27 protein-coding genes, 1 tRNA gene and 1 pseudogene are annotated in these 26,261 nt (G+C 64.7%); 11 read left to right on the forward strand and 18 right to left on the reverse strand.

Features of this window, described 5'->3' with window-relative positions; genetic code table 11:
• The first annotated feature begins 150 nt into the window (after positions 1-150).
• The 6 genes from ABD704_RS07765 to ABD704_RS07790 all read left to right on the forward strand — a co-directional run bounded on the left by ABD704_RS07765 (position 151) and on the right by ABD704_RS07790 (position 6,161).
• The gene (locus tag ABD704_RS07765; RefSeq protein WP_344699109.1) at positions 151-1,440 is read left to right on the forward strand and encodes a methyl-accepting chemotaxis protein; all 1,290 of its coding nucleotides are present in this window, start codon (positions 151-153) and stop codon (positions 1,438-1,440) included.
• 39 nt (positions 1,441-1,479) lie between these two features.
• Positions 1,480-2,184: an SDR family NAD(P)-dependent oxidoreductase gene (locus ABD704_RS07770; RefSeq protein ID WP_344699110.1), complete on the forward strand. Its 705-nt coding sequence runs from the start codon at positions 1,480-1,482 to the stop codon at positions 2,182-2,184.
• Entirely contained in the window at positions 2,174-3,094 is a 921-nt protein-coding gene (gene bla / locus ABD704_RS07775; RefSeq protein WP_344699111.1) for a subclass B3 metallo-beta-lactamase, read from the forward strand. Before ABD704_RS07770 ends, bla begins: the two co-directional genes overlap by 11 nt.
• Positions 3,091-3,975 carry a 50S ribosomal protein L11 methyltransferase gene (locus ABD704_RS07780; RefSeq protein ID WP_344699112.1) on the forward strand — a complete coding sequence of 295 codons (885 nt, stop codon included), beginning with the start codon at positions 3,091-3,093 and terminating at the stop codon, positions 3,973-3,975. The genes bla and ABD704_RS07780 overlap by 4 nt, the downstream gene beginning before the upstream one ends.
• A gap of 48 nt (positions 3,976-4,023) precedes the next feature.
• Positions 4,024-5,679 (forward strand): S10 family peptidase, encoded by a 1,656-nt coding sequence (locus ABD704_RS07785; RefSeq protein ID WP_344699113.1) that lies wholly within the window; start codon positions 4,024-4,026, stop codon positions 5,677-5,679.
• A 122-nt stretch (positions 5,680-5,801) separates the two neighbouring features.
• Positions 5,802-6,161 carry a PEPxxWA-CTERM sorting domain-containing protein gene (locus ABD704_RS07790; RefSeq protein ID WP_344699114.1) on the forward strand — a complete coding sequence of 120 codons (360 nt, stop codon included), beginning with the start codon at positions 5,802-5,804 and terminating at the stop codon, positions 6,159-6,161.
• Between the two features lie 220 nt (positions 6,162-6,381).
• Here the strand turns inward: ABD704_RS07790 and ligA are convergent, their stop codons facing one another.
• The 9 genes from ligA to ABD704_RS07835 form a co-directional block, all read right to left on the reverse strand.
• Positions 6,382-8,427, reverse strand: coding sequence for an NAD-dependent DNA ligase LigA (gene ligA, locus ABD704_RS07795; RefSeq protein WP_344699115.1), 2,046 nt, complete (start codon positions 8,425-8,427; stop codon positions 6,382-6,384).
• Positions 8,420-9,142 (reverse strand): dienelactone hydrolase family protein, encoded by a 723-nt coding sequence (locus ABD704_RS07800; RefSeq protein WP_344699116.1) that lies wholly within the window; start codon positions 9,140-9,142, stop codon positions 8,420-8,422. Before ABD704_RS07800 ends, ligA begins: the two co-directional genes overlap by 8 nt.
• Entirely contained in the window at positions 9,139-9,651 is a 513-nt protein-coding gene (locus tag ABD704_RS07805) for a DUF1697 domain-containing protein (RefSeq protein WP_344699117.1), read from the reverse strand. Before ABD704_RS07805 ends, ABD704_RS07800 begins: the two co-directional genes overlap by 4 nt.
• Positions 9,648-11,300, reverse strand: coding sequence for a DNA repair protein RecN (gene recN, locus ABD704_RS07810; protein WP_344699118.1), 1,653 nt, complete (start codon positions 11,298-11,300; stop codon positions 9,648-9,650). The genes ABD704_RS07805 and recN overlap by 4 nt, the downstream gene beginning before the upstream one ends.
• A gap of 19 nt (positions 11,301-11,319) precedes the next feature.
• A complete protein-coding gene (locus ABD704_RS07815; protein WP_344699119.1) occupies positions 11,320-12,123 on the reverse strand; it encodes an outer membrane protein assembly factor BamD in 804 nt (267 codons plus the stop codon).
• 77 nt (positions 12,124-12,200) lie between these two features.
• On the reverse strand, positions 12,201-13,157 hold the full coding sequence (gene secF, locus ABD704_RS07820) for a protein translocase subunit SecF (RefSeq protein WP_344699120.1): 957 nt from the start codon (positions 13,155-13,157) through the stop codon (positions 12,201-12,203).
• Positions 13,158-13,167: 10 nt separating this feature from the next.
• The gene (gene secD / locus ABD704_RS07825; protein ID WP_344699121.1) at positions 13,168-14,760 is read right to left on the reverse strand and encodes a protein translocase subunit SecD; all 1,593 of its coding nucleotides are present in this window, start codon (positions 14,758-14,760) and stop codon (positions 13,168-13,170) included.
• Positions 14,760-15,104, reverse strand: a complete 345-nt coding sequence (gene yajC / locus ABD704_RS07830; protein ID WP_425565416.1) for a preprotein translocase subunit YajC — start codon at positions 15,102-15,104, stop codon at positions 14,760-14,762. Before yajC ends, secD begins: the two co-directional genes overlap by 1 nt.
• Positions 15,105-15,133: 29 nt before the next feature.
• A tRNA-Pro gene (locus ABD704_RS07835) sits at positions 15,134-15,210 on the reverse strand.
• A gap of 72 nt (positions 15,211-15,282) precedes the next feature.
• Between ABD704_RS07835 and ABD704_RS07840 the strand changes: the two genes are divergently transcribed.
• On the forward strand, positions 15,283-15,978 hold the full coding sequence (locus tag ABD704_RS07840) for a TIGR02117 family protein (protein WP_344699122.1): 696 nt from the start codon (positions 15,283-15,285) through the stop codon (positions 15,976-15,978).
• A gap of 4 nt (positions 15,979-15,982) precedes the next feature.
• Here ABD704_RS07840 and ABD704_RS07845 read toward each other — a convergent pair whose 3' ends face one another.
• The 6 genes from ABD704_RS07845 to ABD704_RS07870 all read right to left on the reverse strand — a co-directional run bounded on the left by ABD704_RS07845 (position 15,983) and on the right by ABD704_RS07870 (position 20,652).
• Positions 15,983-16,600 (reverse strand): hypothetical protein, encoded by a 618-nt coding sequence (locus tag ABD704_RS07845; protein ID WP_344699123.1) that lies wholly within the window; start codon positions 16,598-16,600, stop codon positions 15,983-15,985.
• A 110-nt stretch (positions 16,601-16,710) separates the two neighbouring features.
• Entirely contained in the window at positions 16,711-18,006 is a 1,296-nt protein-coding gene (gene hslU, locus ABD704_RS07850; protein WP_344700513.1) for an ATP-dependent protease ATPase subunit HslU, read from the reverse strand.
• An 82-nt stretch (positions 18,007-18,088) separates the two neighbouring features.
• Complete coding sequence (locus tag ABD704_RS07855; protein WP_344699124.1) at positions 18,089-19,174, reverse strand: FAD-dependent oxidoreductase; 1,086 nt, start codon at positions 19,172-19,174, stop codon at positions 18,089-18,091.
• 29 nt (positions 19,175-19,203) lie between these two features.
• Positions 19,204-19,740, reverse strand: a complete 537-nt coding sequence (hslV, locus tag ABD704_RS07860; protein WP_344699125.1) for an ATP-dependent protease subunit HslV — start codon at positions 19,738-19,740, stop codon at positions 19,204-19,206.
• Positions 19,741-19,879: 139 nt separating this feature from the next.
• Entirely contained in the window at positions 19,880-20,452 is a 573-nt protein-coding gene (locus tag ABD704_RS07865; protein ID WP_344699126.1) for a TMEM175 family protein, read from the reverse strand.
• Positions 20,453-20,487: 35 nt separating this feature from the next.
• Positions 20,488-20,652 (reverse strand): hypothetical protein, encoded by a 165-nt coding sequence (locus ABD704_RS07870; protein ID WP_344699127.1) that lies wholly within the window; start codon positions 20,650-20,652, stop codon positions 20,488-20,490.
• Positions 20,653-20,697: 45 nt separating this feature from the next.
• Between ABD704_RS07870 and ABD704_RS07875 the strand changes: the two genes are divergently transcribed.
• Complete coding sequence (locus tag ABD704_RS07875; protein WP_344699128.1) at positions 20,698-21,006, forward strand: hypothetical protein; 309 nt, start codon at positions 20,698-20,700, stop codon at positions 21,004-21,006.
• 11 nt (positions 21,007-21,017) lie between these two features.
• Here the strand turns inward: ABD704_RS07875 and ABD704_RS07880 are convergent, their stop codons facing one another.
• Together ABD704_RS07880 and ABD704_RS07885 are read right to left on the reverse strand one after the other, a co-directional pair.
• Entirely contained in the window at positions 21,018-21,320 is a 303-nt protein-coding gene (locus ABD704_RS07880; RefSeq protein WP_344699129.1) for a hypothetical protein, read from the reverse strand.
• 61 nt (positions 21,321-21,381) lie between these two features.
• Positions 21,382-21,923: pseudogene (locus ABD704_RS07885) on the reverse strand (glycoside hydrolase family 108 protein).
• 125 nt (positions 21,924-22,048) lie between these two features.
• Between ABD704_RS07885 and ABD704_RS07890 the strand changes: the two are divergent.
• Positions 22,049-23,377 (forward strand): M20/M25/M40 family metallo-hydrolase, encoded by a 1,329-nt coding sequence (locus tag ABD704_RS07890; protein WP_344700514.1) that lies wholly within the window; start codon positions 22,049-22,051, stop codon positions 23,375-23,377.
• Here ABD704_RS07890 and ABD704_RS07895 read toward each other — a convergent pair.
• On the reverse strand, positions 23,374-23,535 hold the full coding sequence (locus ABD704_RS07895) for a hypothetical protein (protein ID WP_344699130.1): 162 nt from the start codon (positions 23,533-23,535) through the stop codon (positions 23,374-23,376). The two genes, ABD704_RS07890 and ABD704_RS07895, sit on opposite strands and share 4 nt — an antisense overlap.
• A gap of 266 nt (positions 23,536-23,801) precedes the next feature.
• Between ABD704_RS07895 and ABD704_RS07900 the strand changes: the two genes are divergently transcribed.
• Complete coding sequence (locus ABD704_RS07900; protein ID WP_344699131.1) at positions 23,802-24,248, forward strand: hypothetical protein; 447 nt, start codon at positions 23,802-23,804, stop codon at positions 24,246-24,248.
• 166 nt (positions 24,249-24,414) lie between these two features.
• Positions 24,415-26,259 carry an autotransporter domain-containing protein gene (locus ABD704_RS07905; RefSeq protein ID WP_344699132.1) on the forward strand — a complete coding sequence of 615 codons (1,845 nt, stop codon included), beginning with the start codon at positions 24,415-24,417 and terminating at the stop codon, positions 26,257-26,259.
• The last annotated feature ends 2 nt before the right edge of the window (positions 26,260-26,261 follow it).

Below are 26,261 nucleotides of genomic sequence, written 5' to 3' on the forward strand. Positions count from 1 at the left end.
ACTATGCGACTTGGCGCAGATGCGCCGCCAGCCGCTTAGGGCGACGGTCTTTTGGAGGCAAGTTTCCCAGCCGCGCCTAACCCACCCTTAACCATTCTGCGCCAAACAGCCTGACAACCGCAAAGAGCGGATTTGACGGAGAGCGGACTGATGAGTGGCGAAACTGGCGGGCTGCAACAGCTGACCGACGAGCAGGTGAGCGCAAGGCTTGCCGCTTACAATCCCGGTGGCGCCCTCGACCGCGACGTCCAGTTGCTTCGCGAAAATGTCGCCGACCTGATCGCCACCGAAGTCGTCGCCCAGTTCGGTCCGGAACGCGCCGAGCGGTACGCCACCATCTATGCCGGCAAGGTCGGCGCCGAATGGGTTCAGGGCATCGCCGGCTACGGCCGGGAAATTTATCGCGACCGCACGCCGGTAGCCGTTTACATCGCCGCGCGCTCGCAGATCGCCTCGCGCGTCATCCGCCGCATCATCGAGCGCTACGCCGACGACAGTTCGATGCTGGAACAGTGCCTCACCGCCTTCCAGCGCATGAACACCTTCGAGACCGACATCATCCTCGCACAGGTCGCCCTTCTCGAAGCGATCGAGGCCGCCGAAATCCGCGGCCGTGAGAGCGACCAGTTCGAGCGCAAGGTTGCCGAACTCGTCCGCGCCAGCACCGAGCAGTCAACGACGCTGACCGAGCGCACCCGGGCCACCGCCTCTTCGGCGCGCGGCATGCTCGGCAAGACCAGCGAAGTCGCCGCCGCTGCCGAACAATCAGCCGTCGCGATGCGCGAAGCCGCGCAAACCGCCGCCGGTCTCATTCGCGCCATCGAGGACGCCCGTTCGGAAGTCGAAGTGGCGGCGGGCGTCGCAACCCGCGCCGGCGACCAGGCCAGCCAGGCCGTGAAGGTCAGCCAGGCGCTGTCCGCGCACGTGGAAGCCATCGAATCGATCCTCAGCCTGATCCGCGACATCGCGGGCCAGACCAATCTCCTCGCGCTCAACGCCACTATCGAAGCAGCACGCGCCGGTGACGCCGGCCGCGGCTTCGCGGTCGTCGCGCAGGAAGTGAAGAGTCTCGCCTCGCAGACCGCGCGCGCAACCGACGACATCACCGCCAAGATCACCGCGATCCAGCAGGCGACCCGCCAGACCGTGGAAGCCAACGGCTCGATCCAGGGCACGGTCGAGGAAGTGCAAAGCTCCGCCGACCGCATCCGTCAGGCGATGGAGCTTCAGGCGCAGACGGTGACGATGATCACCGCCGCCGTCGACGAGACCGCGCTTGCCGCCGACTCGATGAGTTCCACCATCGCCGCGATCCGGAGCGACACCGAGAATGTCGCCAAGGACATCGACCAGGTCGAGCAGGGCTTCGGGCGCTTCAGCGAAGAGATTGCCAACTTCAAGTCAAGCGCCAAGGCGTTCGTCTCCGGCATCGCAGCCTGACTTCTTTCCCCGCCTGGCCCATGCGGCTAGGCGGGAGCCATGAATATCCTGATCACCGGAGCGAGCCGCGGCATCGGCGCAGCCGCCTACGCGCTAATCAAGTCGACCGGTCACAATGTGCTGGGTCATTCCACGCGCGGCAGCGATGAACTGATCGCTGGAGATCTTGCCGATCCCGAGGCGCCGCGCCGGATCTGGGAAGCCGCCCTTGCACGGCTCGGCGGGCGCATCGACGCCCTCGTCAACAATGCCGGCATCTATGAAAATGTCGGCGACGATGCCGATGACGAGGAATGGCACGCCGCGTGGGCGCGGACGATGACCATCAACCTGCAGGCTTCGGCCGACCTCTGCCGCCTCGCGGTCGGTCATTTTCGCGAACGGGAAGAAGGCGGCCGCATCGTCAACATCGCCAGCCGCGCCGCGTACAGGGGCGATTCACCCCAGCATTGGCATTACGCAGCCTCCAAAGCGGGGATAATTGGGATGACCAAATCGATCGCGCGCGGATATGCGGCGCAAAATGTCCTCGCCTTCGCGGTCGCGCCGGGCTTCACCGTCTCGGAAATGACCGAGGAATATCTTCAGGGCCGCGGCGGCGCGCAGATCATCGCCGACATTCCCCTCGGACGCGTCGCCAACACCAACGAGGTGGCCGAGGTAATTCGCTGGCTCGCAACCGATGCCCCCGCGTCGGCGACCGGCAGCGTGATCGACGTCAACGGCGCCAGCTATGTTCGCTAGCCTCGCGCTTCTCGTCGCCGCCCAATTCCCGACCAACATCGTCGTGCCGCTGGGCAAGGCTCCGCGGCAGGTTGAGCAGCCGATTGCCCCGATCGAGATCGCCGGGCCGGCCTATGACGAGGCTTGCCGCGGGTCGGACGATTGGGAGAAACCCGCGCCGCCTGTTCGCATTTTCGGCAACACCTACTTCGTCGGCACCTGCGGCATCAGTTCGATCCTGATCACTTCGCCTCAAGGCCACATATTGATCGACGGCGGCACGGAGGCGGACGCCGACCTGATCGCCCGCAACATCCAGGATCTCGGCTTCAGGCTTCGGGACGTTAGGGTTCTGCTCCAGAGCCACGAGCATTTCGACCATGTTGGCGGCATCGCCCGGCTTCAGCAGCTGACGGGCGCGGAAGTGCTGGCTTCGGCAGCCGCGGCGCCTGTCCTCAGAACCGGCGTTGCCGGTCGCGACGATCCGCAGTTCGGCATCAACAAGCCGTTTCCGCCCTCCCACGTCGACCGCGTCATCCGCGATGGCGAGATGGTCCGCGTCGGCGATTCGATCTTGATCGCGGTTACGACGCCGGGCCATACGCCGGGCGCGCTGACCTGGCATTGGGGCAGCTGCGACGGCGGAATTTGCCGCCAGATCGTCTATGCCGACAGCCTGTCGCCGGTCAGCCGCGACGATTATCGCTTCAGCGACCACGCGGCCTATCTGCAGGCCTATCGCGCCAGCATCGCCAAGGTCACAGGTCTCGACTGCGACATCCTGATCACGCCTCACCCATCGGCGAGCAGCATGCCCGATCGGTTCGCCGGCCGCGCGCCGCTGGAGAACCGCAACGCCTGCCGCGACTATGCCGCCGGCCTCACGAAAAAGCTCGACGATCGGCTCGCCAAGGAAGCCGCCGCCCATTGAGCTGGCGGATCACCATCCCGTGCAATCGCGCGCAGGGCGAAGCGATCGCCGAAGCCGAGGACCTGTTCCCCGGCGCCGACGATCCGCCGGTCCTAGTGGCCGACGAGCCCGACGAATCAAAGCCAGACGACTGGCTGATCCATGCTTATTTCGAGCACGAGCCGCGCCCTGAGGAGCTGGCGGTGCTTGCTGCGCTCGGCAATGGCGAACCGCGCATCGAGCAACTTGGCGAAGCGGACTGGGTGACGATGAGCCAGGCTGGGCTGCATCCGATCCGCGCGGGGCGCTTTTACGTCCACACGCCGGTCCACGCGAGCGTTCCGCCCGGCAGCATTCCATTCGAGATCGATGCGAGCCTCGCCTTCGGCACGGGCCAGCACGCGACGACGAGCGGCTGCCTGAACGCGCTGGACAAGCTTGAGCGTGAGGGCGTGCGCTTCGCCAATGTCGCCGACGTCGGTACGGGAACCGGCCTCCTCGCCTTCGCCGCCCTCGCCCTGTGGCCGGCCGCAAAGGCGATCGCGACCGACATCGATCCCATCGCCATCGACGTCGCGCGCGAAAATGCGGCGATCAACCGCGTCAAGCTCGGCCACGGCGCACGCGAACTTCTGCTCGGCGTTGCGGACGGCATGGACTCGCCGTTGCTCGCTGCCCGCTCGCCCTTCGACCTGATCATCGCGAACATCCTCGCCGGCCCGCTGATCGAGCTTGCGCCGAACTTCGCCAAGGCGCTCGGCGAGACAGGCACGGTCATCCTCGCGGGCCTTCTCTACACGCAGGCAGATGCGGTCGCCAAAGCCTACGAGGCTGAAGGCCTCACAGTGACCGATCGCGGCGTCGGCGAATGGCCGGTGCTCGTCTGCCAACGGGGCGGCTGACCGGCGAATGCGCTTGCAGCGCCTAACCGCCGCTGCAACAGGTTGCCGATGAAAACCTCGCTCACGCTGGCGCTCGTCGCCCTGCTTGCAACCGCTCCCGCTTTCGCCGCGCCGACCAGCGCCGCACGCGCCAGGCCACACGCGATCAAGCCGCCCCGCGCCGAGAGCGCCGCGAAGGAGGACGCCGGCGGCCAGGCCAAGGCCTTGTTCAAGCCAGGCGATGCCCGCTCAACCGGCACGGTCACGGTCGGCGGCCAACCGATCGCCTATGACGCGATTGCCGGCACGCTCGTCGTCCACGCCAAGGAATGGCAGGATACGGACTCGGTCGAGGCCGATGCCGTCAAGTCCACGGACAAGGACAAGGCCGGTCCCAAGCCCGAAGCGTCGATGTTCTACACTGCCTATTTCAAGCAGGGCGTGCCGAGCGCGACGCGGCCGATCACCTTCCTGTTCAACGGCGGTCCCGGATCCTCCACCGTATGGCTCCGCATGGGTGCGTTCGGCCCCGTCCGCGTGGTCACCACCGACGGACGGCACACGCCCGCGCCCTACAGCGTGGTCGCCAACGATCAGAGCCTGCTCGATTCTAGCGATCTCGTCTTCATCGACGCGCCGGGCGCCGGCTTCAGCCGAATCGCCGGCAAGGACAAGGAAAAGGCCTTTTACGGCGTCGACCAGGACATCCACGCCTTCACCGATTTCGTTACCCAGTTCCTGACCAAATACGACCGCTGGCGCTCACCCAAATATCTGTTCGGCGAAAGCTACGGGACGATGCGCGCTGCCGGCATGACGCTCGCGCTGCAGAAGGCGGACGTCGACCTCAGCGGCGTCATCCTGTTGTCGGACATCCTCAACTGGGACTTCATGCCCGACGATCCGCAGCTGAACCCGGGCATCGACATGCCCTACGTCGTCGCGCTGCCGACCTATGCGGCGACCGCCTGGTACTTCAAGAAACTGGGCAACCGCCCGGCCGACCTCCGCACCTTCCTCGCCGAGGTGGAGCAGTTCGCGACGACCGACTACCAACAGGCGCTGATCAAGGGCAACGACCTGCCCGATGCCGAGCGGCAGCGCGTAGCGCAGCGGCTGTCCGCCTACACCGGCCTACCCGTCCCGTACCTGCTGAAGACGAACCTGCGCATCGAATATGGCGCCTTCCAGAAGGAGCTGCTCGGCGAGCAGGGCCTGACCACCGGCACCCTCGACACGCGCTTCGTCGGCGCGACGCTCGATCCCCTGAGCAAGGTTGCGAGCTACGATCCGCAAGGCTCGGCGATCGGCGCGGCCTATATTGCCGCCTGGCAGAACTACGTCCGCAACAGCCTGCGTTACACGCCCGACATCGCCTATAAGTCAGGCATCCCGATCTATTCGAAGTGGGACTACAAGCATCAGCCGCCCGGCGCCGACCAGCCGATGATTGCGCTACCCAACGTCCTTCCTGACCTCGCGTCAGCGATGCAGCAGAACCCGGACATGAAGGTGATGGTCAACGGCGGCTATTTCGACGTGTCGACGCCCTATTTCGAAGGCAAGATGGAGCTTCGCCATCTGCCGGTCCCGGCGAACCTGCGCGGCAACATCGAGTATCATTATTACGAGTCCGGCCACATGGTCTACGTCCACCCGCCGACGCTGGTGCAGCTGCACAACGACGTCGCGGATTTCATCCGACGGACGAGCGGGGCGCGGTAGGAAGCGTCGTTCGCTAGCGTGAACGCGACCCCCCGGCCTCGACTTTGCCCCTCACACTTCGCGTGTCCGGGTATGCGTTTGCCGCCGTCGCGTGGATAAATTGTGTTTCCGGGATCGGCGCCATGTTCGGCGCAATCTTCCTGAGCCTTGCGGGCGTGGCCGCGGCCGCGACGACCACGATCTATCAGGTTCTGCTGGAGTCTCGCGTGGATGCGGCGGCTCCCAACGAGGTGTATCTGGCGTCGTTCGCGACGCTGGACGACGTGTTCAGCCAGACCATCGGTTCGCCCACGGGCTTCACCCAGCTCGCCGTCTCGCCTTCCTTCCAGATCGCAGATTTTGCCGCGACGACCATCACAACCGGCGATGTTGGCGGTAGCGTGCCCGAACCGGCGACTTGGGCACTGATGCTCTTTGGCTTTGGCGGTCTGGGCTTGGCCATCCGGCGGTCCCGCCACAGGACGGCGCTCGGCATCGCCTAGCGTCCGCTCACCCAAAGCTGCCATAAGCCGCAAGCTTCCAAAATAGGAATTTGGCTGCCACTTTTCCGCGCGCCGCATCGCGGCAAGGCTCTTTCCATCGTTCATCGCTCAGCTGGGCCAGAGGCTCGATAAGGTCATGGGAAAAGCACCGCTCACCGTGACTTTAATGACTTTAAGAGGAAGGCCGGCAACATCCCCTCTCGAGCCGAGAGGTGATTAGTTAAGCCCCGGCCACAATTTGCGCCCATTCGGCTTCATTGATCACGCGAATGCCGAGTTCTTCGGCCTTTTTCAGCTTCGATCCCGCGCCTGGGCCGGCGACCACTAGGTCGGTTTTGGCACTGACGGAGCCTGCCGGCCGCGCGCCCAGCCGCTCGGCCTGTGCCTTGGCTTCGTCGCGGCTCATGGTTTCAAGGCTGCCGGTGAAGACGATGGTCTTGCCCGTCCATTCGGTCTCGCGGGCATCGCTGACGAATGGCTTCGGCACGACCTCGGACAACAGGTCGTCGAGCGCCTCGCGGTTGTGCGCCTCGTGGAAAAAATCGACGAGCGCCTCGGCAACGACGGGGCCGACGCCCTGGACTGACGAAAGCTCCAGTTCGCCCCCGTCCGCCATCGCGGCGCGGCGCAGTTCCTCGACCGTCCCGAAACATTTGAGCAGGTCGCGAGCAGTCACGATGCCGACGTGGCGGATGCCGAGCCCGAATAGAAAGCGCGGGCCGTCGGGCTGCCGCTTGGCCTCGATCGCGGCAAGGAGGTTGTCGACCGACTTCTCCTTCCAGCCTTCGCGGCCGACCAGCTCATCGCGGTGATCGCGCAGGCGGAAGATGTCGGCGGGCGAGTTGAGCCACCCGAGGTCGATGAACTCGGCGATCGACTTCTCGCCAAGGCCTTCGATGTCGAGCGCGCCGCGGCTAACGAAGTGGCGCAGACGTTCGAACCGCTGGGCCGGGCAGATGAGGCCGCCCGTGCAGCGGACATCGACCTCGCCTTCCTCGGCTACGGCTTCCGAATTGCACATCGGGCAGCGTGCCGGGAATTCGTAAGCCGGCCGAAGCTCGTCTCGCGTCAGGTTCTCCACGACTTGCGGGATGACATCGCCCGCGCGCTGGATACGAACGCGGTCGCCGATCCTCAGTCCCAGCCGCTGGATTTCGTCGCGATTATGGAGGGTCACGTTCTGCACGATGACGCCGCCCACGCCCACGGGGGTCAGCCTGCCAACCGGCGTCAGCTTGCCGGTGCGGCCGACCTGGATGTCGATCGCCTCGAGCGTCGTCTCGGCCTTCTCCGCCGGAAACTTGTGCGCGATGCCCCAGCGCGGCGCGCGCCCGACGAAGCCGAGCCGCTCCTGCCAGTCTAGGCGGCCCACCTTATAAACGACGCCGTCGATATCGTACGGCAGCTCGGCGCGCTCATGTTCGATCTTGCGATAATGTTCGAGCGCTTCCCCAACGGTCTCGCAGCGCTTCAGCAGGTCGCTGACCGGGAAGCCGAGCTTCTCGAGCCTCTTCATCGCCAGCAATTGCATCGTTGCCAGCGGCTCGCTCAGCTCGCCCCAACCATGGGCAAGGAAGCGCAAGGGACGCGCGGCCGTAATGCCCGGGTCTTTCTGCCGAAGCGAGCCGGCCGCCGCGTTGCGCGGGTTGGCGAAGATCTTCCCGCCGCTCGCCTCCTGCCGCTCGTTGAGCGCCTCAAAGTCGGCCTTCGACATGTAAACCTCGCCGCGCACCTCCAGCAGGTCCGGGGCGGCGCTGATGTGCTGCGGAATGTCGCCGATGGTGCGGACGTTCGCTGTCACGTCCTCGCCGACCGTGCCGTCGCCGCGGGTCGCCGCCAGGACGAGGCGTCCACGCTCATAGCGCAGGGAACAGCTAAGCCCGTCGATCTTCGGCTCTGCCGTCAGGACGACAGGTTCTTCCTCGGGCACGTTGAGGAAGCGCCGGACTCGACGGACGAACTCCAGCACCTCCTCGTCGGAGAAGGCGTTGTCGAGGCTGAGCATCGGCCGCGCGTGCGCGACCTTAGCAAGCGCGCTGGTCGGTGCCGCTCCCAATCGCTTCGACGGCGAGTCCGCGCGGACGAGCTGCGGAAAGCGAGCCTCGATCTCGCGGTTCTCGCGCACTAGCGCGTCATAGGCTGCGTCGGAGATCTCCGGCGCGTCACGGTCGTGATAGAGCTTGTCGTGCCGTGTGATTTCCTTCGCCAGCCGCATCAGGCGGTTGGCGGCCTCGGCTTCGGTCAGCTCGCCGGCATCGTCAGTCATGCCCGGCGAAGAGTTCCTCGAGCAGGCTGATGAAGCTTGTCCAGGACCGCTCAGCGGCCAGCGCGTTGTATGCGACGCCTTCGATCTGCAGCTTGTGCGCGTTCGGGTTTGTGAAGCCATGGCCGACATGGCCGTAAGCGTGGATCTGCCAGTCGGCGCCGGCCTCCGTCAGCTCCTTGCCGAGCGCAACGACCAGATCGGGCGGCACCATGGGGTCGTCCCAACCGTGGAAGGCAACGACCTTGGCGTTGATCTTCTCCGGTGCGAGGCCAGGCGGGTCGAACAGACCGTGGAAGGATGCGCAGGCGGCGACCTCGGCCCCGGCGCGGGCAATGTCGAGCGCACACATGCCGCCGAAGCAATAGCCGGCCACCACGATCTGCTGGTCCTTCACCTCCGCAAGATCGCGAACAAGGTCGATCATTGCGAGAAGGCGGCGGCGAAGCGCCGCGCGATCCGACTTCAGGCGGTTCAGCTCGCCGAACATCGTGTCGCGATCTGCGCCGCGGAATTTCATTCCGAACAGGTCGGCGACAAATGAATTGTAACCGAGTTCGACCAATTGGCGGCCAAAGCCGATCTCCAGGTCGGAAACGCCCATCACCGTGGGGATGAGAACGACGGTCGGTCGCGCCGCGCCGTCGCGCCGGCCGACAAAGACGCTTTCTAGCTGCTCACCCTCGAACTGGTGTCGAACTGCGCGGTCCTTACTCATGCCATCTCCCTCACAAGCTCAGCCAGCTTGCACACGGTGTTCATGTTGCGCGCGGTGCCAGGCGCCTTACCCCCAAGCTTGAGCTTGGATCGGCCCTGCCCGCTCGGAAAATGGACATAGATTTCGCGCGTGCCGAGCGCCAGCCGTTCATCGCTTATGTTCTTCGCGGCTTCGATTTGCCCAGCGTCCGCTTTGGCGTCGAAGAAGATGGCGGCGACGCGGTTGCCCGGTTCATCGGCGAAGGGGTTGGCCGCCTCGACCTCGGCCATTTCCTTGGCGGTTCGCACCATGACTTCGACGGGCGCGCGAAAAATGTCCTTCAGCGCATCCTCGATCATTGCCTTCACTTCGGGCTCGCGCCTGGCGCTGATAAACAGCAGGTTGCCGCTGGCGATGAAGGTTTGGACCTTCTCGAACCCGAGATCGGCGGCGATTTGCTTGAGCGTGTCCATCTTGATCTGGCGACCGCCGACGTTCACGGCCCGAAGCAGCCCGACGTAGGCCGTCACGCCGCGTCGAGGAGCCGGGAGGCCTGCGCCCGCGCTTCCTCGGTGATCGATGCTCCCGAAAGCATCCGCGCAATTTCCTCCCGCCGCTCGGCGTCGCTCAGTTTGCGAACGCTGGTGCGGGTGCCGTCCGACCCGTGGCTCTTTTCGATCCGGTAATGATGCGCGGCCCGCGCGGCGACCTGCGGCGAGTGCGTGACCACGAGCACCTGAGAGCTCTGTGCGAGGCGCCAGAGCCGATCACCGATAGCGCTCGCCACCGCGCCACCGACGCCGCGGTCGACTTCGTCGAAGATCATCGTTCCCGCCGTGCCTGCTTCGGCCAAGGCAACCTTCAGCGCGAGTATGAAGCGCGAAAGCTCCCCGCCCGATGCGATTCGGGTAAGCGGCCCGAACGGCGCGCCCGGATTGGTCGAAACTTCAAAGTCGACACGATCGGTGCCCGACGGGCCTGGCTCGGCGGCCGCGAAGCTGGTGCGGAAACGAGCGGCGTCGAGTTTGAGGGGCGCCAGCTCGCCGGCGACGGAGGCGTCGAGCTTCGCCGCGGCCTCGCGGCGCGCAGCGCTCAGTTCCGCCGCTTCAGCCGAGTAGACCTCGCGCGCGGCGACCAGCGCAAGATCGAGCTCGGCAATATGATCGCCACCAGCCTCGATCGCGGCGAGTTGCTCCCGCATCTGCGCACCAAGCGCTGCAAGCGCGTCAGGTTCGACCCGGTGCTTGCGGGCAAGCGCGCGGATGTCGAACAACCTGGCTTCGACCTGATCCAGTCGCGCCGGATCGAACGCGAGCGCGTCCGCGGCCCGCGCGATCCGTTCTTCGGCCTCGCTTGCTTCGATCACCGCGCGGTCGAGCGACGCAAGCGCCTCGCCAAGCAACGGATGATCTGCGGCGCCGCGTTCGATCCGCCTCGCCGCCTGCCGCAACTGCGCCAAGGCGCCATCCGACCCGCCAAGCAACTCATCGAGGCCGGTCAGCGACTCTCCCGCTTTCGCGCCGGCCTGCATGGTGGCGCGCTCCTCTGCGAGCGTCGTTTCCTCGCCCTCTTCCGGGGCAAGCTTCTCGATTTCCGCGCTGGCATGCTCCAGATATTCGCGGTCGCGCTCGGCTGCGGCGACGGCAGCGCGCGCTTCGCCGAGCTCAGCTTCGATCCGCGTCACATCGCTCCAGGCCGCCGCAACCGCACTCGGATCGAGGCGGCCGAAGGCGTCTAACAATGCTCGATGCCCTTTCGGGTTGAGCAGGCCCCGGTCGTCGTGCTGCCCGTGAATTTCCACCGCGAGCGCGCCAAGGTCTCGAAGCAGGCTCGCGGGCGCAGCGCTTCCAGCGACGAAGGCACGGCTTCCGCCGTCGCTTTTGACGGTCCGCCGAACGATCAGCGGCTCGCCCGGGTCCGGCGCTATCCCTTGTTCCCGGAGCAGGCCGAGCACCGGATGGTCATCGGCAAGGTCAAGCTCGGCCGTGACGCTCGCCATGTCCTGGCCCGCTCGAACCAATCCCGTGTCCGCACGCGCACCTAGCGCCAGGCCCAGCGCATCGAGTAGGATCGACTTGCCCGCGCCGGTCTCACCAGTGAGCACGCCAAGGCCGGGCTCGAACTCAAGCTCGAGCCTTTCGACCAATACGACATTGTTGATGACGAGCTGCCTCAGCATGGCGCCCGCCCGCCTGGAATCACTTGTTGGAGGCCGTCCGCCGCGTCTGGCGCTGCTCCATGTTCAGCAGCTTCAGCGACTGCTTGTACCAGGTCGATCCCGGGTAGTTCGCGCCGAGCACGGCCGCCGACTTGCGCGCCTCGTCAGGAATGCCGAGCGCCAGATAGCATTCGACCAGGCGCTCGAGGGCCTCGGGCGTGTGGGTGGTCGTCTGATATTTCTCGACGACTTCGCGGAAGCGGTAAGTCGCGGCAAGCCACTGCGCCGAGCGCTGATAATAGCGGCCGACCTCCATTTCCTTGCCGGCGAGGTGATCATTGATGAGGTCAAGCTTCAGCCGCGCGTCGGCCGCATAGCGGGTGTCCGGGTAACGACGGATCAGCTCACCGAAGGCATCGGCGGCCGACTGCGTCGTCGACTGGTCACGGGTCACGTCGGCGATCTGCTGATAGTAGCTCATGGCGATCAGATATTGCGCGTAAGGCGCCTCTGCATTGCCGGGGTGGATGGTGAGGAAGCGGCGTGCCGACGAAATGGAGTCGGTGTACTTCTCCGCCAGATAGTAATTGAACGCGCTCATCATCTGAGCGCGGCGCGCCCATACCGAATAAGGATGCTGGCGCTCGACCTCGTCGAACAACTTCGCCGCCTGTTCGTAGTCCTTGTTCTTCATCGACCGCTGCGCGGCGGTGTAAAGCGAGCTCACGTCGCGGGCGACGTAGGCCGTATCGCCCTTGCCCTTGCTGCCGTGCGCGCAGCCCGCGAGCGGGACCGCTGCGGCGCAGGCGAGGAGGAGGTAAGCGGTACGGTTGGGCTTCAACATGATATCCTCATTAGCGTGGGCGCTGGGGCAGGCCAAGCATGGCATGAAGCGCCAAAGCTTGGCCTCACCTGAACGGGTCAGGCGGGCTGCGCCTCCTTGTCGTCGCTTTCCTTCTCGTCGCCCTTCAGGAAGCTGTCCGGCTGCACGCCGAGCCAGACGAGGACGGGCGCCGAGATGTAAATCGACGAGTAGGTGCCGATCAGGACACCCAGGAAAATGGCGATGGCGAGACCGAAGATGACTTCCGGACCGATCAGCATCAGCACGCCGAGCGCGATGAGCACGGTGAGCGACGTGACGACCGTCCGCGCCAGCGTCTCGTTGAGCGAGAGGTTGAGGAGCGGCAGGATCGCCATCTTGCGGTACTTGCGCAGATTCTCGCGGATGCGGTCGTAGATCACGACGGTGTCGTTGAGCGAATAACCGACGATGGTCAGGAAGGCCGCGACGACGTTTAAGTCGACCTGAAGCCGCGTGAAAGCGAAGAAGCCGAGGGTCATCGCGATGTCGTGGGCGAGCGTCAGTAGCGCCCCAACCCCGAACTGCCATTCGAACCGCCACCAGATGTAGATGGCGATGCCCAGCATGGCGAAGACGATCGCCTTGGCGCTGTCCTCTGCCAGCTCTTCGCTGACCTTGCCGGACACGGTGTCGACCGAGTCGACTCGGGCGCCCGGATAGTCCTTGGCGATCAGCTGCTTCACCTGCGTCGCGGCGACATTCGCGGCGGCGTCGCCACCCGAAGGCTTGGGCAGGCGGATCTGGACCGTCTTCGCGCTGCCGAATTCCTGGATGCTGGCCTCGCCAAGGTGGAGGCCGTCGACCTGCCCGCGGAGCTGCTCGACATTTACCGGCTGTGCGAACGTCACGCGTACGACCTGTCCTCCGACGAAATCGACGCCGAGGTTGAGCCCGCGATAGAAAGTGAAGGCCAGCGAAACGATCGTCGCCACCGTTGACAGCACCACGGCCACGTTGCGCCAGCGCATGAAATCGAGGTTGGTGTGGTCGGGGACCAACTTGAGAAGCTTCATGGGTGAGGCCTTAAATGGGCAGGACCCGCGGGCGTGCGCGGCGGATCCACAGCGCAACCAGCATCCGGGTGAAGTAAACGGCAGTGAACACCGACGTGACGACGCCGATCAGCAGAACGACGGCGAAGCCGCGCACCGGGCCCGAACCGAAATAGGCCATGATCGACGCCGAGATGACGTGGGTAACGTTGGCGTCGACGATGGCGTGCATCGCCTCCCGGTATCCGGTCTCGACCGCGTCGATCAGCCTTCGCCCGCGTCGTACCTCCTCGCGAATGCGCTCGTTGATGAGCACGTTAGCATCGACCGCGGCGCCGATCGTCAGGATGAAGCCGGCGATGCCGGGCAGCGTCAGCGTGGCGTTGAACATCGCCATGATGCCGAGGATCAGAAAGGCGTTCACGATGAGGGCGATGTTCGCATAGACGCCGAAGCGGCCATAGGTGACGAGCATGAAGATCATGACGCCGACGGTGCCGATGAGGCTTGCGATCACGCCCTTGTGAATGGAATCGCGACCGAGGTCGGGGCCAATGCTCCGCTCTTCGATGACGTTGAGCTTCACCGGCAGCTTGCCCGAGGCGAGGCTGACAGCGAGGTCGTGCGCGCTCTGGACCGTGAAATTGCCGCTGATCTGCGCGTTGCCGCCGAGAATAGGCTCATTGATGTTCGGCGCCGACAGCACCTTGTCGTCGAGGATGATGGCGAAGGGCTTGCCGACATTTTCCTGCGTCGTCCGCGCGAAGCGGCGGGCGCCGGCCGTGTTGAACTTGATGTTGATGTCGGGGCGGCCGTCCTGGTCGAACTGCTGCGACGCGTCGGTCAGCTGGTCGCCGGAAACCATCACGCGACGCTTGACTGCGATCGCGCCCGAACCGTCCGCCATCGGCAGCACCTGGCTGCCCGGCGGGGCGCGGCCCTGCTGGACGTCAGTCGGGTTGGCCGTCAGGTCGACGAGCTTGAATTCCAGGCGCGCAGTCTGGCCGATCAGCTTCTTGAGCGCGTCGGGATCCTCGACCCCGGGCACTTGGACGAGGATGCGGTTACCGCCCTCGGTCACCACCGTGATTTCCTTGGTTCCGCCCGGATCGATACGGCGACGGACGACGTCGCGGGCAACACCCATCGCGTCCTTCAGCGCACGAGCCGTGCCGTCAGCGGTCGGGCTCAGCACGATCCGGGTCGAATCGACGACGCCGACGTCCCAGTCGCGATTGCCGGTCAGGCCGACCGGCCGCGTGAGCGTACGCATGCGCTCGACGGCAGCGTCGAGCTGGGTTGGGTTGCGGACCATGAATGACAGGCGGCCGCCCGCCGTCGAGATATCGCCGATGTCGATCTTCGGGTCGCGGCGGAGCTCGGTCGAAACCGAATCTTCCATGCTCTGAAGCCGCTGCTTCTGCATGTCGTTCGCGTCCGCCTCGAGCAGCAAATGGCTGCCGCCGGCAAGGTCGAGGCCAAGGCTGATCTTGTACTGCGGAAGCCACTTGGGCCAGCTCGACGCGTAAGGCGTCCCGCCAATCAGGCTCGGGATCGACAACAGGACGCCGATCGCAACGACGATCGAGACCAGCCACACCTTCCACTTCGGGAAATCGAGCATCAGTCGTTCGCGGGTTTCGTGTTGGGGCTCAACACCGTCGAGAGGGTCGACTTGATCACGTTGATCTTCACGCCTTGGGCAATTTCGACCTCGACCTCATCGTCGGACACCTTCGTGACCTTGCCGCGGATGCCGCCGCCGGTGATGACCTGGTCTCCCTTCTTCACCGCATTGATCGCGGCCTGATGGTCCTTCACGCGCCGCTGCTGCGGGCGGATCATCAGCAGGTAGAAAATGACGAAGATCAGCAGCCAGGGGACGATGCCCATCAGGATGCTTGCGGTGCCTCCAGCGCTTCCGGCAGGTGCCGTCTGCATCATCAGCAAGTTCGGTGGGCTCGACATTGAGAGACTGACGACTTTCCGTTGAATGATGGTCGGGGCGACTGGATTCGAACCAGCGACCTCCACACCCCCAGTGTGATGCGCTACCAGGCTGCGCTACGCCCCGACTTGGCTGCGGCATCTAGGCAGGGCCACCATACATGGCAAGGTGGTCGGGAAAGGTGCAGCGGGAGGACGAGTGGCGCGTCGGCGGAAAAAAGCCAAGTCCGGCAAGTGGTTTGGCCAAATCGCAGCCGCCTTTTTGGCGGTACCGGCGCTATATTTGCTGGCCGCGCTCGTCGGCTCGCTGGTGCCGGTGAACCGCGGCTGGTCGGAGCCCGATCAAGGCACGACCATCTACCTCGCCGACAACGGTATCCACACCGACATCGTCATGCCGATGCAGGCGCAGGGGCTGGATTGGGCGCCACTGTATCCAGCCAGCGATTTCGGCGGCCGCGCACATGGCATGCGCTGGATAGCGTTCGGGGCAGGGGAGCGCCGGGTCTATCTCGACACGCCGACCTGGTGGGACATTACGCCGCGCACGATCTCGTCGGCGCTTACCGGCGGAAGGCGGGTGATGCACGTCGAATATGTGCGCGGCGCTGCCGACGCGGTCCGCGAAATCCGGCTTCGGCCCGAGGAATATCGTCGGCTGTGGACGGCGATCCGCGCCGATTTGGTGCTCGACGCTCGCGGCAGGCCGCGGCGGATCCATCATCGCGGCTACAACTGTTGTGACGCCTTTTACGAGGCGGTCGGCAGAGCGAGTGCGATCCGGACATGCAACGAATGGACCGCGTCGCGGCTAAGGCTAGCGGGTATCAAGACGAGCCTCTGGCCGCCGTTCGGCCAGGGGCTCGTCTGGAGATACCGTCGTATCGGCAGCTAGTGCGTTACTTCGTCTTGGGCGCAGCCTTCTTCGTGGTCTTCGCGCCCGCTGCATCCAGCTCTGCCTTGGTCATGCTCATCACCAGGCCCTTGTCGTTCTTGCCGAAGCTGGACACAGGAATTTCGGCGCGCGCCTTGCCGGTGCTCACGACGGCGCCCTTCGCACTGACTGATTCGACCTTCCCGACGATCGCACCTTTCTGATCGTAAACCGGCACGCCGGCCTTGACGTCGGCCGCGGTCGCCGCGGTCACGGTCGCGCCAGTCTGGTCGGTCGCAGCCTGTGTTGTCGTCGTTGTCGTCGTAGTCGCCGGCGCGCCGGTCGCGTCAGGCGCAGTGGTCGTGGTCTGCGTCGTCTTGCTGGTGCTGCTCTGAGCGGGAGCCGACGGATCGGCCGGCTGGCTTGTCGTCGTCTGCGTCGTGTCGGTGGTCTTCTGCACCGCGATCGGCGCACCCGTCTCATCGGGCACGGCGGCCGTGCTCGACGTCGTCTGCGTGGTGGTCGTTTGCGTCTTCGCCGGCGTTTGTGGCTTGACCGTCGGTGCGGCCGTCGTCGTCTGAGCCAGCGTCGGGGCCGAAGAAGCGCCTAGCAAACCCGCCAGCAATAGGGCGCGTAAAGTCATGATTTATCTCCTGTTTTTAAGAAATTCCGGAGATAGAACGACTAGCATCGACTGCAGCTGCACTCTCAACGGCGAGCCGTTTTTGTCGGGCGATAGACGGTTGCTTGCCGCTACAGGACGTAGCGGCTGAGGTCGGCGTTGCGGGCGATGTTGCTGAGCTGCTTCTCGACAAAAGCGGCGTCGACGACGAGCGTTTCGCCGCGACGGTCCTCGGCCTCGAAGCTGATGTCTTCGAGCAGCTTTTCCATCACCGTCTGGAGCCGACGCGCGCCGATATTCTCGACCGCCTCGTTCACCTCGGCGGCGATGCGGGCGAGCGCATCGATACCGCTGTCGTCGAACGTTACGGTGACGCCCTCCGTCCCTAGCAGCGCCTGATATTGCTCGGTCAGGCTGGCGCGGGTCGCCGACAGGATGCGAACGAAATCCTCCTGCGTCAGCGCCTTTAGCTCGACGCGAATCGGCAGACGCCCCTGCAGCTCCGGCAGCAAATCGGCAGGCTTGGCGATGTGAAAGGCGCCGCTGGCGATGAAAAGGATGTGGTCCGTTTTCAGTGGGCCGTATTTGGTCGCGACCGTCGTGCCTTCGATCAACGGGAGAAGGTCGCGCTGCACGCCCTCGCGGCTGACCGATCCGCCACGCACGTCGCTCACGGCGATCTTGTCGATCTCGTCGAGGAAGACGATGCCGTTCGCCTCGGCGTCGGCGAGTGCGACGCGGTTGATGTCGTCCGGATCGACGCGCTTGTCGGCCTCTTCCTCGGTGAGGCGCGCGAAAGCTTCCGGCACCTTGAGATTGCGGCGCTTGCGCGGCTGCTGGCCGCCGAGCTTCCCCATCATCGATTTGAGGTCGAACACCTGCGCGCCCATGCCGGGGATCTCGAATGGCATCGCCGGAGCCTCGTCGACCTCGATCTCGACCTCGGCCTTGTCGAGGCTGCCGTCGGAGAAGCGTTGCCTGAAACTCTGCCGCGTCGCTTCGCTCGACCCCTTGCCGGTGAGCGCGTCGAGCAGCCGGTCCATCGCCGCTTCCTCGGCCGCGGCCTTCACCTTGTTCCGCCGTCGGTCGCGTTCCAGCCGCACCGCTTCCTCGACCAGGTCGCGGGCGATCTGCTCAACGTCGCGGCCGACATAGCCGACCTCGGTGAACTTGGTCGCTTCAACCTTCACAAACGGCGCATCGGCGAGCTTCGCCAAGCGCCGGCTGATCTCTGTCTTGCCGCAGCCCGTGGGTCCGATCATCAGGATGTTTTTCGGCGTCACTTCGTCGCGAAGCTCGGGGCCGAGTTGCTGACGGCGCCAGCGATTGCGCAGCGCAACCGCGACGGCGCGCTTCGCGTCGTCCTGGCCGACGATATGTTCGTTAAGCGCGGCGACGATCGCCTTTGGGGTGAGCTTGTCTTGCACTTCGGAGGAGTCCCCGCCGCTTTGGGGAATGGTCGCGTGAATGTTCATTTCCTCCGATATGTTGGTGGACCCGCGACGCGCTTCAAGCGGTGCAGCGGAAGCTGTCGAAGAAGCGCTTCTGGCTTGAGACGATGCGATCGATCGTCGCCGGCACCGGCACCGCCTCCCAAACGTCGCGCTCGAACGTCCCGCCGAGGATGATGCCGTCGGCCCGTGGGAACATGTAGCCCGGCCCGCCGGTGAGTGCGTAGCGGATGTCCGGCTGCGGCTCGAGAATGGCGAGCTGGCCCCGGATCGGCTGCAGCTCCTGGTCGCCGAACAGCTCTCGCGATCCGAGACCCGTGCAGTTAAACACGAGCGCTTCCGGAATTGCGGCGATGTCAGCCGGTGAACCGAAACGACGAACTTCGATCTTGCCGCCGGCAATCTGCACGTCGCGGATCATCTGGCGGAGGTAGCGCCCGGTCTCGACATACATCGTGTCGTAGACCACGACATTGTCGAGCGGGAACGGATGTTCGGCGGGCGTTAGCGTCCGGTTGATCGGCGGGAAGTTGGCGATGACCTGCGCTTCGGGCGCGCTCGCTTCGACATAGGTCGGCAGCCAGTGAATTCCGTAATCGTCGCCGACCATGATCTGGTAGCGCCGCCAGCTATATTCGAGCGCCCTTACGAACTGTTCCCTGAATGCGGGCGTTACCGAATCGTCGCGGAACAGACCGAATGGGTGAAACTGACCGCCGGCGACATTTGACGTCGTGTCAGGTGGAAGCGCTGCGGCATAGATCGTGACCGGGAAGCCGGCCTCCTGGACCAGCCGCGCGGTCGACAGGCCGACGACGCCGGAACCGATGACCGCAACCGGCCCGCTGTGGCCTTGAAGCCCGAGCTCGATCGCAAGCTTCGACGTGCCCCAGCTCATCGTGATGCCGCTGCCGCCGTGACCGTAATTGTGCACCAGCCGCTTCGTGCCAAGCTGCTCGGCCCGAACCACGAAACCCGACTTTCGATAAGGCCGGAGGCCGGCGACCGTTCGGATCACGCGGCTGGCGTCGACTTGCACCGGCACCAGCGGCGTGCACGTCGCAAGCCGACGCGGCCGTGCATCGACCGTCGCACAACCGCTGAGCAGTGCGGCGGAACCTGCGGCGAAGGTTCGGCGATCCAAGATCACCCGCCGACCCTAGCCGCTTCACGTCACGCTTCAATCGTCTCGACGGTCACCTGGTCGTTGGTGAAGACACAGACTTCGGCGGCGATCTTCATCGCCTTGCGTGCGAGCACTTCGGGATCGGGCTCATACTCCGCGAGCGCCTTTGCGGCCGATAGCGCATAATTGCCGCCCGAGCCGATCGCCGCGATTCCGCCTTCCGGCTCCAGCACATCGCCATTGCCGGTCAGGATCAGCAGCTGCTCGGCATCGGCGACAATCATCAGCGCCTCCAGGTTCCGGAGATATTTATCGGTCCGCCAGTCCTTCGCGAGCTCGACTGCCGAGCGCAGCAGTTGACCGTTATATTGCTCGAGCTTTCGCTCCAGCCGTTCGAACAGGGTGAAGGCGTCGGCGGTCGCGCCGGCGAAGCCGCCGATGACCTTGCCGTCCCCGATGCGGCGCACCTTCTTCGCGTTGGGCTTGATCACCGTGTTGCCAAGGCTGACTTGCCCGTCACCGGCGATGACGGTCTTGCCGCCCTTCTTGACGCCGATGATCGTCGTTCCGTGATATTGTTCCATGTCCGCTCAGGTGGGATGCGCGCCTGACGGCTGCAAGCGCGGCCTAATTGAACATTTGTTCGAAGCGCTTGCCGGGTATGAGTCACATCATCGCGACTTCGGCACTATGGTCGTGTGAGCGACGAGAGCCGCGACTGGGTCACGCGCGGCGTTCCTCGAAGCGGCGGTCCGGCACCAGCCAGATGATCGCGACCCCAATATAGATGGCGATGGAGATGAACGGCGACACGAACGCTGCCGGCACTGATGCCAGGTACAGCGCGAAGCTGATCCATTCCTTCGAGCCCGCCCCGAGCGCGCGCTTCACCTCAGACCGCTCGCCCTCGCCCTTGATCAGGGTGCGCTCGAGAATGACGTAAGAGATCGAAGCGCCGACTAGGACCAGGCCGAACGAGGCGACGGGCAAAGAGGTCATGCCCGCTTCGTCGATCCACCGGATCATCAAGGGAAATAAAGTGAGCCAGAACAACAAGGCATGGTTCGCCCATAGCGCGGCGCCGGTCACAGCCCGCGCCGAGCTCATCATGTGATGATGGTTGTTCCAGTAAATGGCGACATAGACGAAGGCGAGCAGGTAAGCGGCGAGCAAGGGCAGGACGGCAAGCACCGCGCCGAACGTCGGTTCCGCAGGGAATTTGAGTTCGAGCACCATGATCGTCAGCACGATCGCGACCACGCCGTCGGTGAGCGCATTCAGACGGCCCGGACTCATCGCATTCCCCCTCCTCTGTCGCCACTCTGACACGGCTACAGGCGCGGGTTGTTGTCAACCTTGGCTTGCCCCTTCAACCACTTGATCAGCTCGTCGAGCTGGATCGCCTGCTCGGTCGCGGTCAGCGCGTCGGCGGCAGGAAGTCCGTTTTCGTCGGCGGCTTCAGCAGTGCTGCTGGTGGTCGCGGGAAGGCCGGGCACTGACGCTGTGCCGCCACGACCGGGATAGGCTGGGGCGGCCGGGGCTTGGACGCGCAGCCGATCAGCGCGAACGCAAGCAGCGGCAAGGCGGGCTTCAAAGTCATTCTTGGTCGTTTCGTTGATCGCGCGTTGCTCGGCGACGACGCGATCGGCAGCCTGGCGGTCGGCGGCGCGGGCAGCAGCGGTGGCCGCACGGATGTTCGCGACGGTGGTTGCGAGTGCAGCCTTCTGCTCGCCGTAGAGTTGCTCGAGGTGACCGCTCTCCGCCTTCCAAGCCGGTCTCGGCCCGCTGAAGAATCAGCAGAAGCGCGAGGCAAGCAGAGACGGCGATCCCCGCATGCCCTGAGTGTTTAGAAGCCGCAGGATCACGTCCAGGTCTCCGGCTCGACGCAGGGGCCGTCGTGGTTGACCGACACTTTGAACCGGCCGACCGGCCCACCGGCAAGCAAGCCGACGATCACCACGACCATGGCGACAATGAATCCGCTGAGCGACCAGCCAAAAATCGCGACGATCGAATGCAGCTCGCCGCGGGACCATCCGCCCCACATGAGCGGCGCGACCATAAAAACGGCGCAGGCGCCGCAGAACATACCTGCGGCGTCGGCGGCAGGCAGGCCGTAGATATAGCGCTGGCCCTCGGCGAACGTCTTGGGCGGTTGTAGCATTATGTTCACACCTCGAACGATTGAAACGGGGGCCCTTCGACTTCTTCCACCTTGTGACCTTTCACGTGCCAATCCGGTTCGCGAGCCAGCAGTACAGGAAGGCCTCATTGGCGGGGCGGCGCTCGGCGAGGCGGAGGTAGCGTTCGCCCTGCAGCGCCTCGAGTGCACGGATGAGCACCGTCGCACCCCCGCATCCGCGCACCGCAAGAATGCGTCGAGCGCGGCGAGGGTCTGCGCGCCAACGTGGCCATCAGGCGCCAGGTCGGCAAAGTCTTTCTCGTTACGGTTCAGCGCGGTAAGGGCGCGCTGCAGAAAGGTAACGGCGACCGCAGGGCCCATGTTCACGCCCGTGTCGAACAGCTCTGCGGCCAGCGCCGCGCTGCGCTTGGCAATCTCGTCGAGGCGCGGGCGCGACCAATAGAGTCTCTTGTAGATTGCCGCCGCTTCACTGCGCCGCAGCCCGCGCATTGCACCGGCATAGCAGTGGGCATGGGCAACCTGTTCGGTAATTCCGAAACGCGTCGCAGCTCCTTTTTCCGTCGGGTTCTCCACGTACCCCCCTTCGCGGTCGATCACCGCGTCGACCAGACGGTCGACTTTTATCTCGTCCTGCAATGCACCCTCCTCGCCAAGTCGATAATTTCTAACCTTTTTGGTTTGCTTGAGAAAGCTTTACGAACCGGCAAAGTTTCGTGACGCGGGAGCGTGGGCTCGCTACTCGTCTGCTCATGCTGCGCCGATTCTCAACCGCGTTCGCCGCTTTGTGCCTGTCCGCCACGCCTGCTCAAGCTGCCCTGACGCGTGCGGAACAAGCCATGGTCCGCACCATCGATGCCGAGCAGGCTCGAACGACGAGCATGCTGGAGCGCTGGGTCGACCAGAACAGCGGCACTATGAATGTCGCCGGCGTTCGGGCCGTTCGCGACTTGGTCGACCCGGAATTCAAGGTGCTCGGTTTCACCACCGAATGGATCGACATGAAGGCAGCCGGTCGCGCCGGGCATCTCGTCGCGCGTCACAACGGCAGCAAGGCCAGCAAGCGGCTGCTCCTCATCGCCCACCTCGACACGGTGTTCGAACCGGACTCGCCGTTCCAGCGTTGGGAGCGTCAGGGCGACATGGCGCGCGGCCCAGGCGGCGGTGACGACAAGGGCGGGATCGCCGTCATCGTCGCCGCCCTCCGCGCGATGAAAGCCGCGGGCACGCTCGATCGCGCGAACATTACGGTGTTCCTGACCGGCGACGAAGAGGATTCAGGCAATCCGATCACCATCGCCCGGCGCGACCTCATCGCTGAAGGGAAGAAGGCGGACGCAGCGCTCGACTTCGAGGACCTCGCCCAGGATGACGGACAGAACGGACCGGTCGACCTCGGCTCCATCGCTCGCCGCAGCGCGGGAAGCTGGACGGTAAAGGTCACCGGCCGCAGCGCGCATTCGAGCGGCATCGGCAATCCCGGGGTAGGCTATGGCGCGATCTACGAGTTGGCGCGGATCCTCGACACGTTCCGGCGCGAGCTGCCTGACGATAAGCTGACCTATAACGTAGGCCTGATCGGCGGCGGCCAGAGCGCCGATCTCGATGAGGGTCGCATCCGGCTGCAGGCGACAGGAAAGACCAACATCGTCGCCGCCACCGCTGTCGCGCGCGGCGACCTTCGCGCGATCAGCCAGGAGCAGATTGAGCGAACGCGCGCGAAGATGCGCGCCATCGTCGCCCAGTCGCTGCCCGGCGCGAAAGCCGAGATCAGCTTCGACGAAGACGGCTATCCTCCGATGCCGCCGACCGCCGGCAATCGCGCGCTCCTCGGCCGGCTGAACGCCGTGAACCGGGACATGGGTCTCGCTGAAATGACGGAGCTCGACCCGGCCAAGCGCGGCGCTGGCGACATCAGCTTCGTCGCCGCCGATGTCGATGGCCTGGTGGGTCTCGGGCCGGGAAGCGTTGGCTCGCATACGCCGAACGAGGCGGTTAATGTGCCGTCGATCTTCAAGCAGGCGAAGCGCGCCGCAATCCTGATGAGCCGGCTCGCCGCGGAGCCAAGATCCGGCCGCTAAAGCACGAAGTCGGTATCGACGAAGTCAACGATGCCGATGACCTTGATCTTGATGTCGGCAGTGCCGTCGCCGTAGACGAAGATGTTCCCGCCCGATTGTTCGTTGCGAAGCTCGCCTGCCGTGTACGTGAACGCTCCAGTTCCGGCGAACGAAAACACCTAGTCATCCGCTGCCAGCTCCTTGCGTCGATCTTTCTCACGTCGATCTTGCATGAAGCCGACTCGATGACGGTGAAATCCGTTCCTTCTTAATCGAGCTCGATCGCACGCGTTGTCGTACAAGTAGATTCTTACCGAACTCAAGGGTGGTGAACGCGTTCGCGCAGTGTCCCATATCGCTTGACAGCCGTAACAATCGGGAGCCTCTTCCAGGCTGGCCGTGTGCGTGCCGCCGCGGCCCGTGAGCCTCTGGGGGGAGGACGCAGATGCAACAAGCCGTGTCGGCGCGGGCGCCCGCGCACTTATGGATCGTCGGGATCCTGTCGTTCTTGTGGAACTGCTTTGGCGGTTACGACTACACGATGACGCGCCTCAAGAACACGAACTACCTCTCGCAGATGGGCGATCCCAATGTCATCCTTTCTTACGTGAATGGCATGCCGATGTACGCTCAGATCGGGTGGGGACTTGGCGTCTGGTGCGCGCTTCTGGGATCGGTGCTGTTGCTGACGCGCAGCCGCTACGCCGTGCATGCATTTGCAGTCTCGCTCGTCGGCGCGCTGCTGAGCTTTGGCGGACAATATCTCGGCCCGCCGCCGCCCGCGGAAATGAACTCCGGCGCGATGAAATACGTACCGATGCTGATCATTGCGCTCGCCATTGCGCAGCTTTGGTACGCTTGGCGCGAGGCGCGCGAAGTCGTGCTCCGCTAAGACCTAAGACGGCGGCCACTACGCCGCCGTCTCCCGACGCTTGTTGCGGCATTGCCGCAGTCTTCGAGAACCTGCGTCTTCGGGCGCAGTCCCGGCTTGCACCACTGTCAATAATGGCCACGATGCGCCCACGCTCGGGAAGGTTCGAGTGGGGGAGATAATCGACATGTTGAATGGGAAAGTTCGCGTTGCGCTTGCGTGCGCCTCGGTGATTGCGATGGGCGCAGCAGCGGCTCCCGCCTCCGCGGAGCAGATCGACAGGATCGTGGCATTTGGCGACAGCTATGCCGACACCGGCAATGCATTCGCGCTTGGCTACGCCAATCCGCAGGCGCTTGCGGTTTATTCGACCGGCCGCTTCTCCGGCGGCAGCAACTACATCGATACACTCTCCAACATCCTCCAAGTGCCGGTACAGGATTTCGCCATCGGCGGCGCGTTCGGCGGCACTAACAATGGCACGCTCTGCTTCGACGCGGTCTACGGCGCACCGTTGTGCGGCAAGGGCCTGCAATATGAGGTCGATCAGTTCCTTGGTGTCGGCACGCAGTCGCCGGTGTTTCCCAACGCATCGACAACGCTGACCGAGCATGACCTCCTCGCCGTTTCCATCGGCGGCAATGATGCGCGCATCTATCAGCAGGGCGGCGGCACGCTCGCCAGCGCCGCTGCCGCAGGCACGGCCGCCGCGGCGGGCACGGCGGTGCAGCTCAATAGGCTCGTCGCGCAGGGGGATCCAACGATCAGCTTCCTCGCGCTGAACGGCGCCGTTGCGCCGGAAGTCGCCGGCAATCCGGCCGCGCAGCAGATTAGGGGCACCTTCTCGACGGCATATTATACTTCGCTGCAATCCACGCTCGCGGGCTATGCGGCGAACGGCTCCGTCGTCCATTACCTGGACGGCCAGATCCTGCTGCAGAACGTGTCGGCGGATCCGGCCGCTTACGGGATCACCAAGGGGCTGGTTTGCCCGATCTTTCCGAACACGACCTGCGTCGTCGATTCAAGCGGTTACCTGTTTTACGGCGATGCGCTTCACCTGACCTCGCAAGGCTTCGCAATCGTCGCCCGCTATGTAGCTGTTCAGCTCGATGCCCCGATGACGCTGCAAGCGCCAGGCGATCTCGGCGTTGCGACTGCGCGTCAGTTCGGACGGACGCTTTCCAGCCGCTCGGATCTCTACGGGCGGAGCACGATTACGCCGGGCCTCAATCTCTACGCGATCGGTGACGCCTTCCAGCGCGACATCGGCGGAAGCGACCGCAATTCGCCGTTCGACATTACCGGCGCCGGAGCCACGATCGGTGCTGAATACAGCATGCCGATGGGCATCGTTGGCGTCGCCGGCAACTATAGCCAGCCGCGCGTCCGATTCGGCGACGACGCCGCGCGCATCAATGCGCACAGCTGGCAGATTGGCGCTTACGGCAGCCTCAGTTCGGGCGGAATCTTCGGCCAGGGCTATGTCGGCTACGGCAAGGACAAGAACCGGATCACGCGCACCGGCGTGGTCGAAGACATGACCGCAAGCACCAGCGGCAACCATTGGATCGCCGGCGCCAAGGCGGGCTATCTCGCGAATTTCGGCGAGCTTGAGGTCGGTCCGATCGTCGCGCTCGATTACGCACACGCGAAAGTCGACGGCTATACCGAGAATGGCGACGCGGCACTGACCCTCAACGTCGATGGCCAAACGCTCAAGTCGCTGACCGGCCAGGCCGGCGTCGAACTACGCGGCAATCTTGCCGGCGTTAAACCCTTCCTCGCCGTCACGGCCGAACATGAATTCGAGGGCGACAGCCGGGTCCTGCACTTCTCGCAGACGTCCGCGCCCATTATCGTCAATCATTGGGGACTGTCGGGGCAAAAGGACACTTACGCGCGGGTGGCCGCCGGTATTGCGGCAACGGTCGGATCGGGCGTCAGTCTCGACTCGACGGTCTCCGCAACGCTCGGCAACAACGAAAGCCGGGAAGTCAGCGGAAACGTCAGCGTCCGCGTCGGCTTCTAGCG

The sequence above is a fragment of the Sphingomonas limnosediminicola genome (assembly GCF_039537965.1).
GTDB classification, from domain to species: domain Bacteria; phylum Pseudomonadota; class Alphaproteobacteria; order Sphingomonadales; family Sphingomonadaceae; genus Sphingomicrobium; species Sphingomicrobium limnosediminicola.

What these genes read in the sequence shown, in the direction of transcription:
- bla (WP_344699111.1), top strand. Translation starts at nt 2,174, where the DNA reads ATGTTCGCTAGCCTCGCGCTTCTCGTCGCCGCCCAATTCCCGACCAAC.
- ABD704_RS07845 (WP_344699123.1), bottom strand. Translation starts at nt 16,600, where the DNA reads ATGACTTTACGCGCCCTATTGCTGGCGGGTTTGCTAGGCGCTTCTTCG.
- ABD704_RS07785 (WP_344699113.1), top strand. Translation starts at nt 4,024, where the DNA reads ATGAAAACCTCGCTCACGCTGGCGCTCGTCGCCCTGCTTGCAACCGCT.
- ABD704_RS07900 (WP_344699131.1), top strand. Translation starts at nt 23,802, where the DNA reads ATGCAACAAGCCGTGTCGGCGCGGGCGCCCGCGCACTTATGGATCGTC.
- yajC (WP_425565416.1), bottom strand. Translation starts at nt 15,104, where the DNA reads ATGTCGAGCCCACCGAACTTGCTGATGATGCAGACGGCACCTGCCGGA.
- ABD704_RS07790 (WP_344699114.1), top strand. Translation starts at nt 5,802, where the DNA reads ATGTTCGGCGCAATCTTCCTGAGCCTTGCGGGCGTGGCCGCGGCCGCG.
- recN (WP_344699118.1), bottom strand. Translation starts at nt 11,300, where the DNA reads ATGCTGAGGCAGCTCGTCATCAACAATGTCGTATTGGTCGAAAGGCTC.
- ABD704_RS07770 (WP_344699110.1), top strand. Translation starts at nt 1,480, where the DNA reads ATGAATATCCTGATCACCGGAGCGAGCCGCGGCATCGGCGCAGCCGCC.
- ABD704_RS07765 (WP_344699109.1), top strand. Translation starts at nt 151, where the DNA reads ATGAGTGGCGAAACTGGCGGGCTGCAACAGCTGACCGACGAGCAGGTG.
- secF (WP_344699120.1), bottom strand. Translation starts at nt 13,157, where the DNA reads ATGAAGCTTCTCAAGTTGGTCCCCGACCACACCAACCTCGATTTCATG.
- ABD704_RS07905 (WP_344699132.1), top strand. Translation starts at nt 24,415, where the DNA reads ATGTTGAATGGGAAAGTTCGCGTTGCGCTTGCGTGCGCCTCGGTGATT.
- ligA (WP_344699115.1), bottom strand. Translation starts at nt 8,427, where the DNA reads ATGACTGACGATGCCGGCGAGCTGACCGAAGCCGAGGCCGCCAACCGC.
- ABD704_RS07865 (WP_344699126.1), bottom strand. Translation starts at nt 20,452, where the DNA reads ATGAGTCCGGGCCGTCTGAATGCGCTCACCGACGGCGTGGTCGCGATC.
- ABD704_RS07890 (WP_344700514.1), top strand. Translation starts at nt 22,049, where the DNA reads ATGCTGCGCCGATTCTCAACCGCGTTCGCCGCTTTGTGCCTGTCCGCC.
- ABD704_RS07800 (WP_344699116.1), bottom strand. Translation starts at nt 9,142, where the DNA reads ATGAGTAAGGACCGCGCAGTTCGACACCAGTTCGAGGGTGAGCAGCTA.
- secD (WP_344699121.1), bottom strand. Translation starts at nt 14,760, where the DNA reads ATGCTCGATTTCCCGAAGTGGAAGGTGTGGCTGGTCTCGATCGTCGTT.
- ABD704_RS07880 (WP_344699129.1), bottom strand. Translation starts at nt 21,320, where the DNA reads ATGCTACAACCGCCCAAGACGTTCGCCGAGGGCCAGCGCTATATCTAC.
- ABD704_RS07815 (WP_344699119.1), bottom strand. Translation starts at nt 12,123, where the DNA reads ATGTTGAAGCCCAACCGTACCGCTTACCTCCTCCTCGCCTGCGCCGCA.
- hslV (WP_344699125.1), bottom strand. Translation starts at nt 19,740, where the DNA reads ATGGAACAATATCACGGAACGACGATCATCGGCGTCAAGAAGGGCGGC.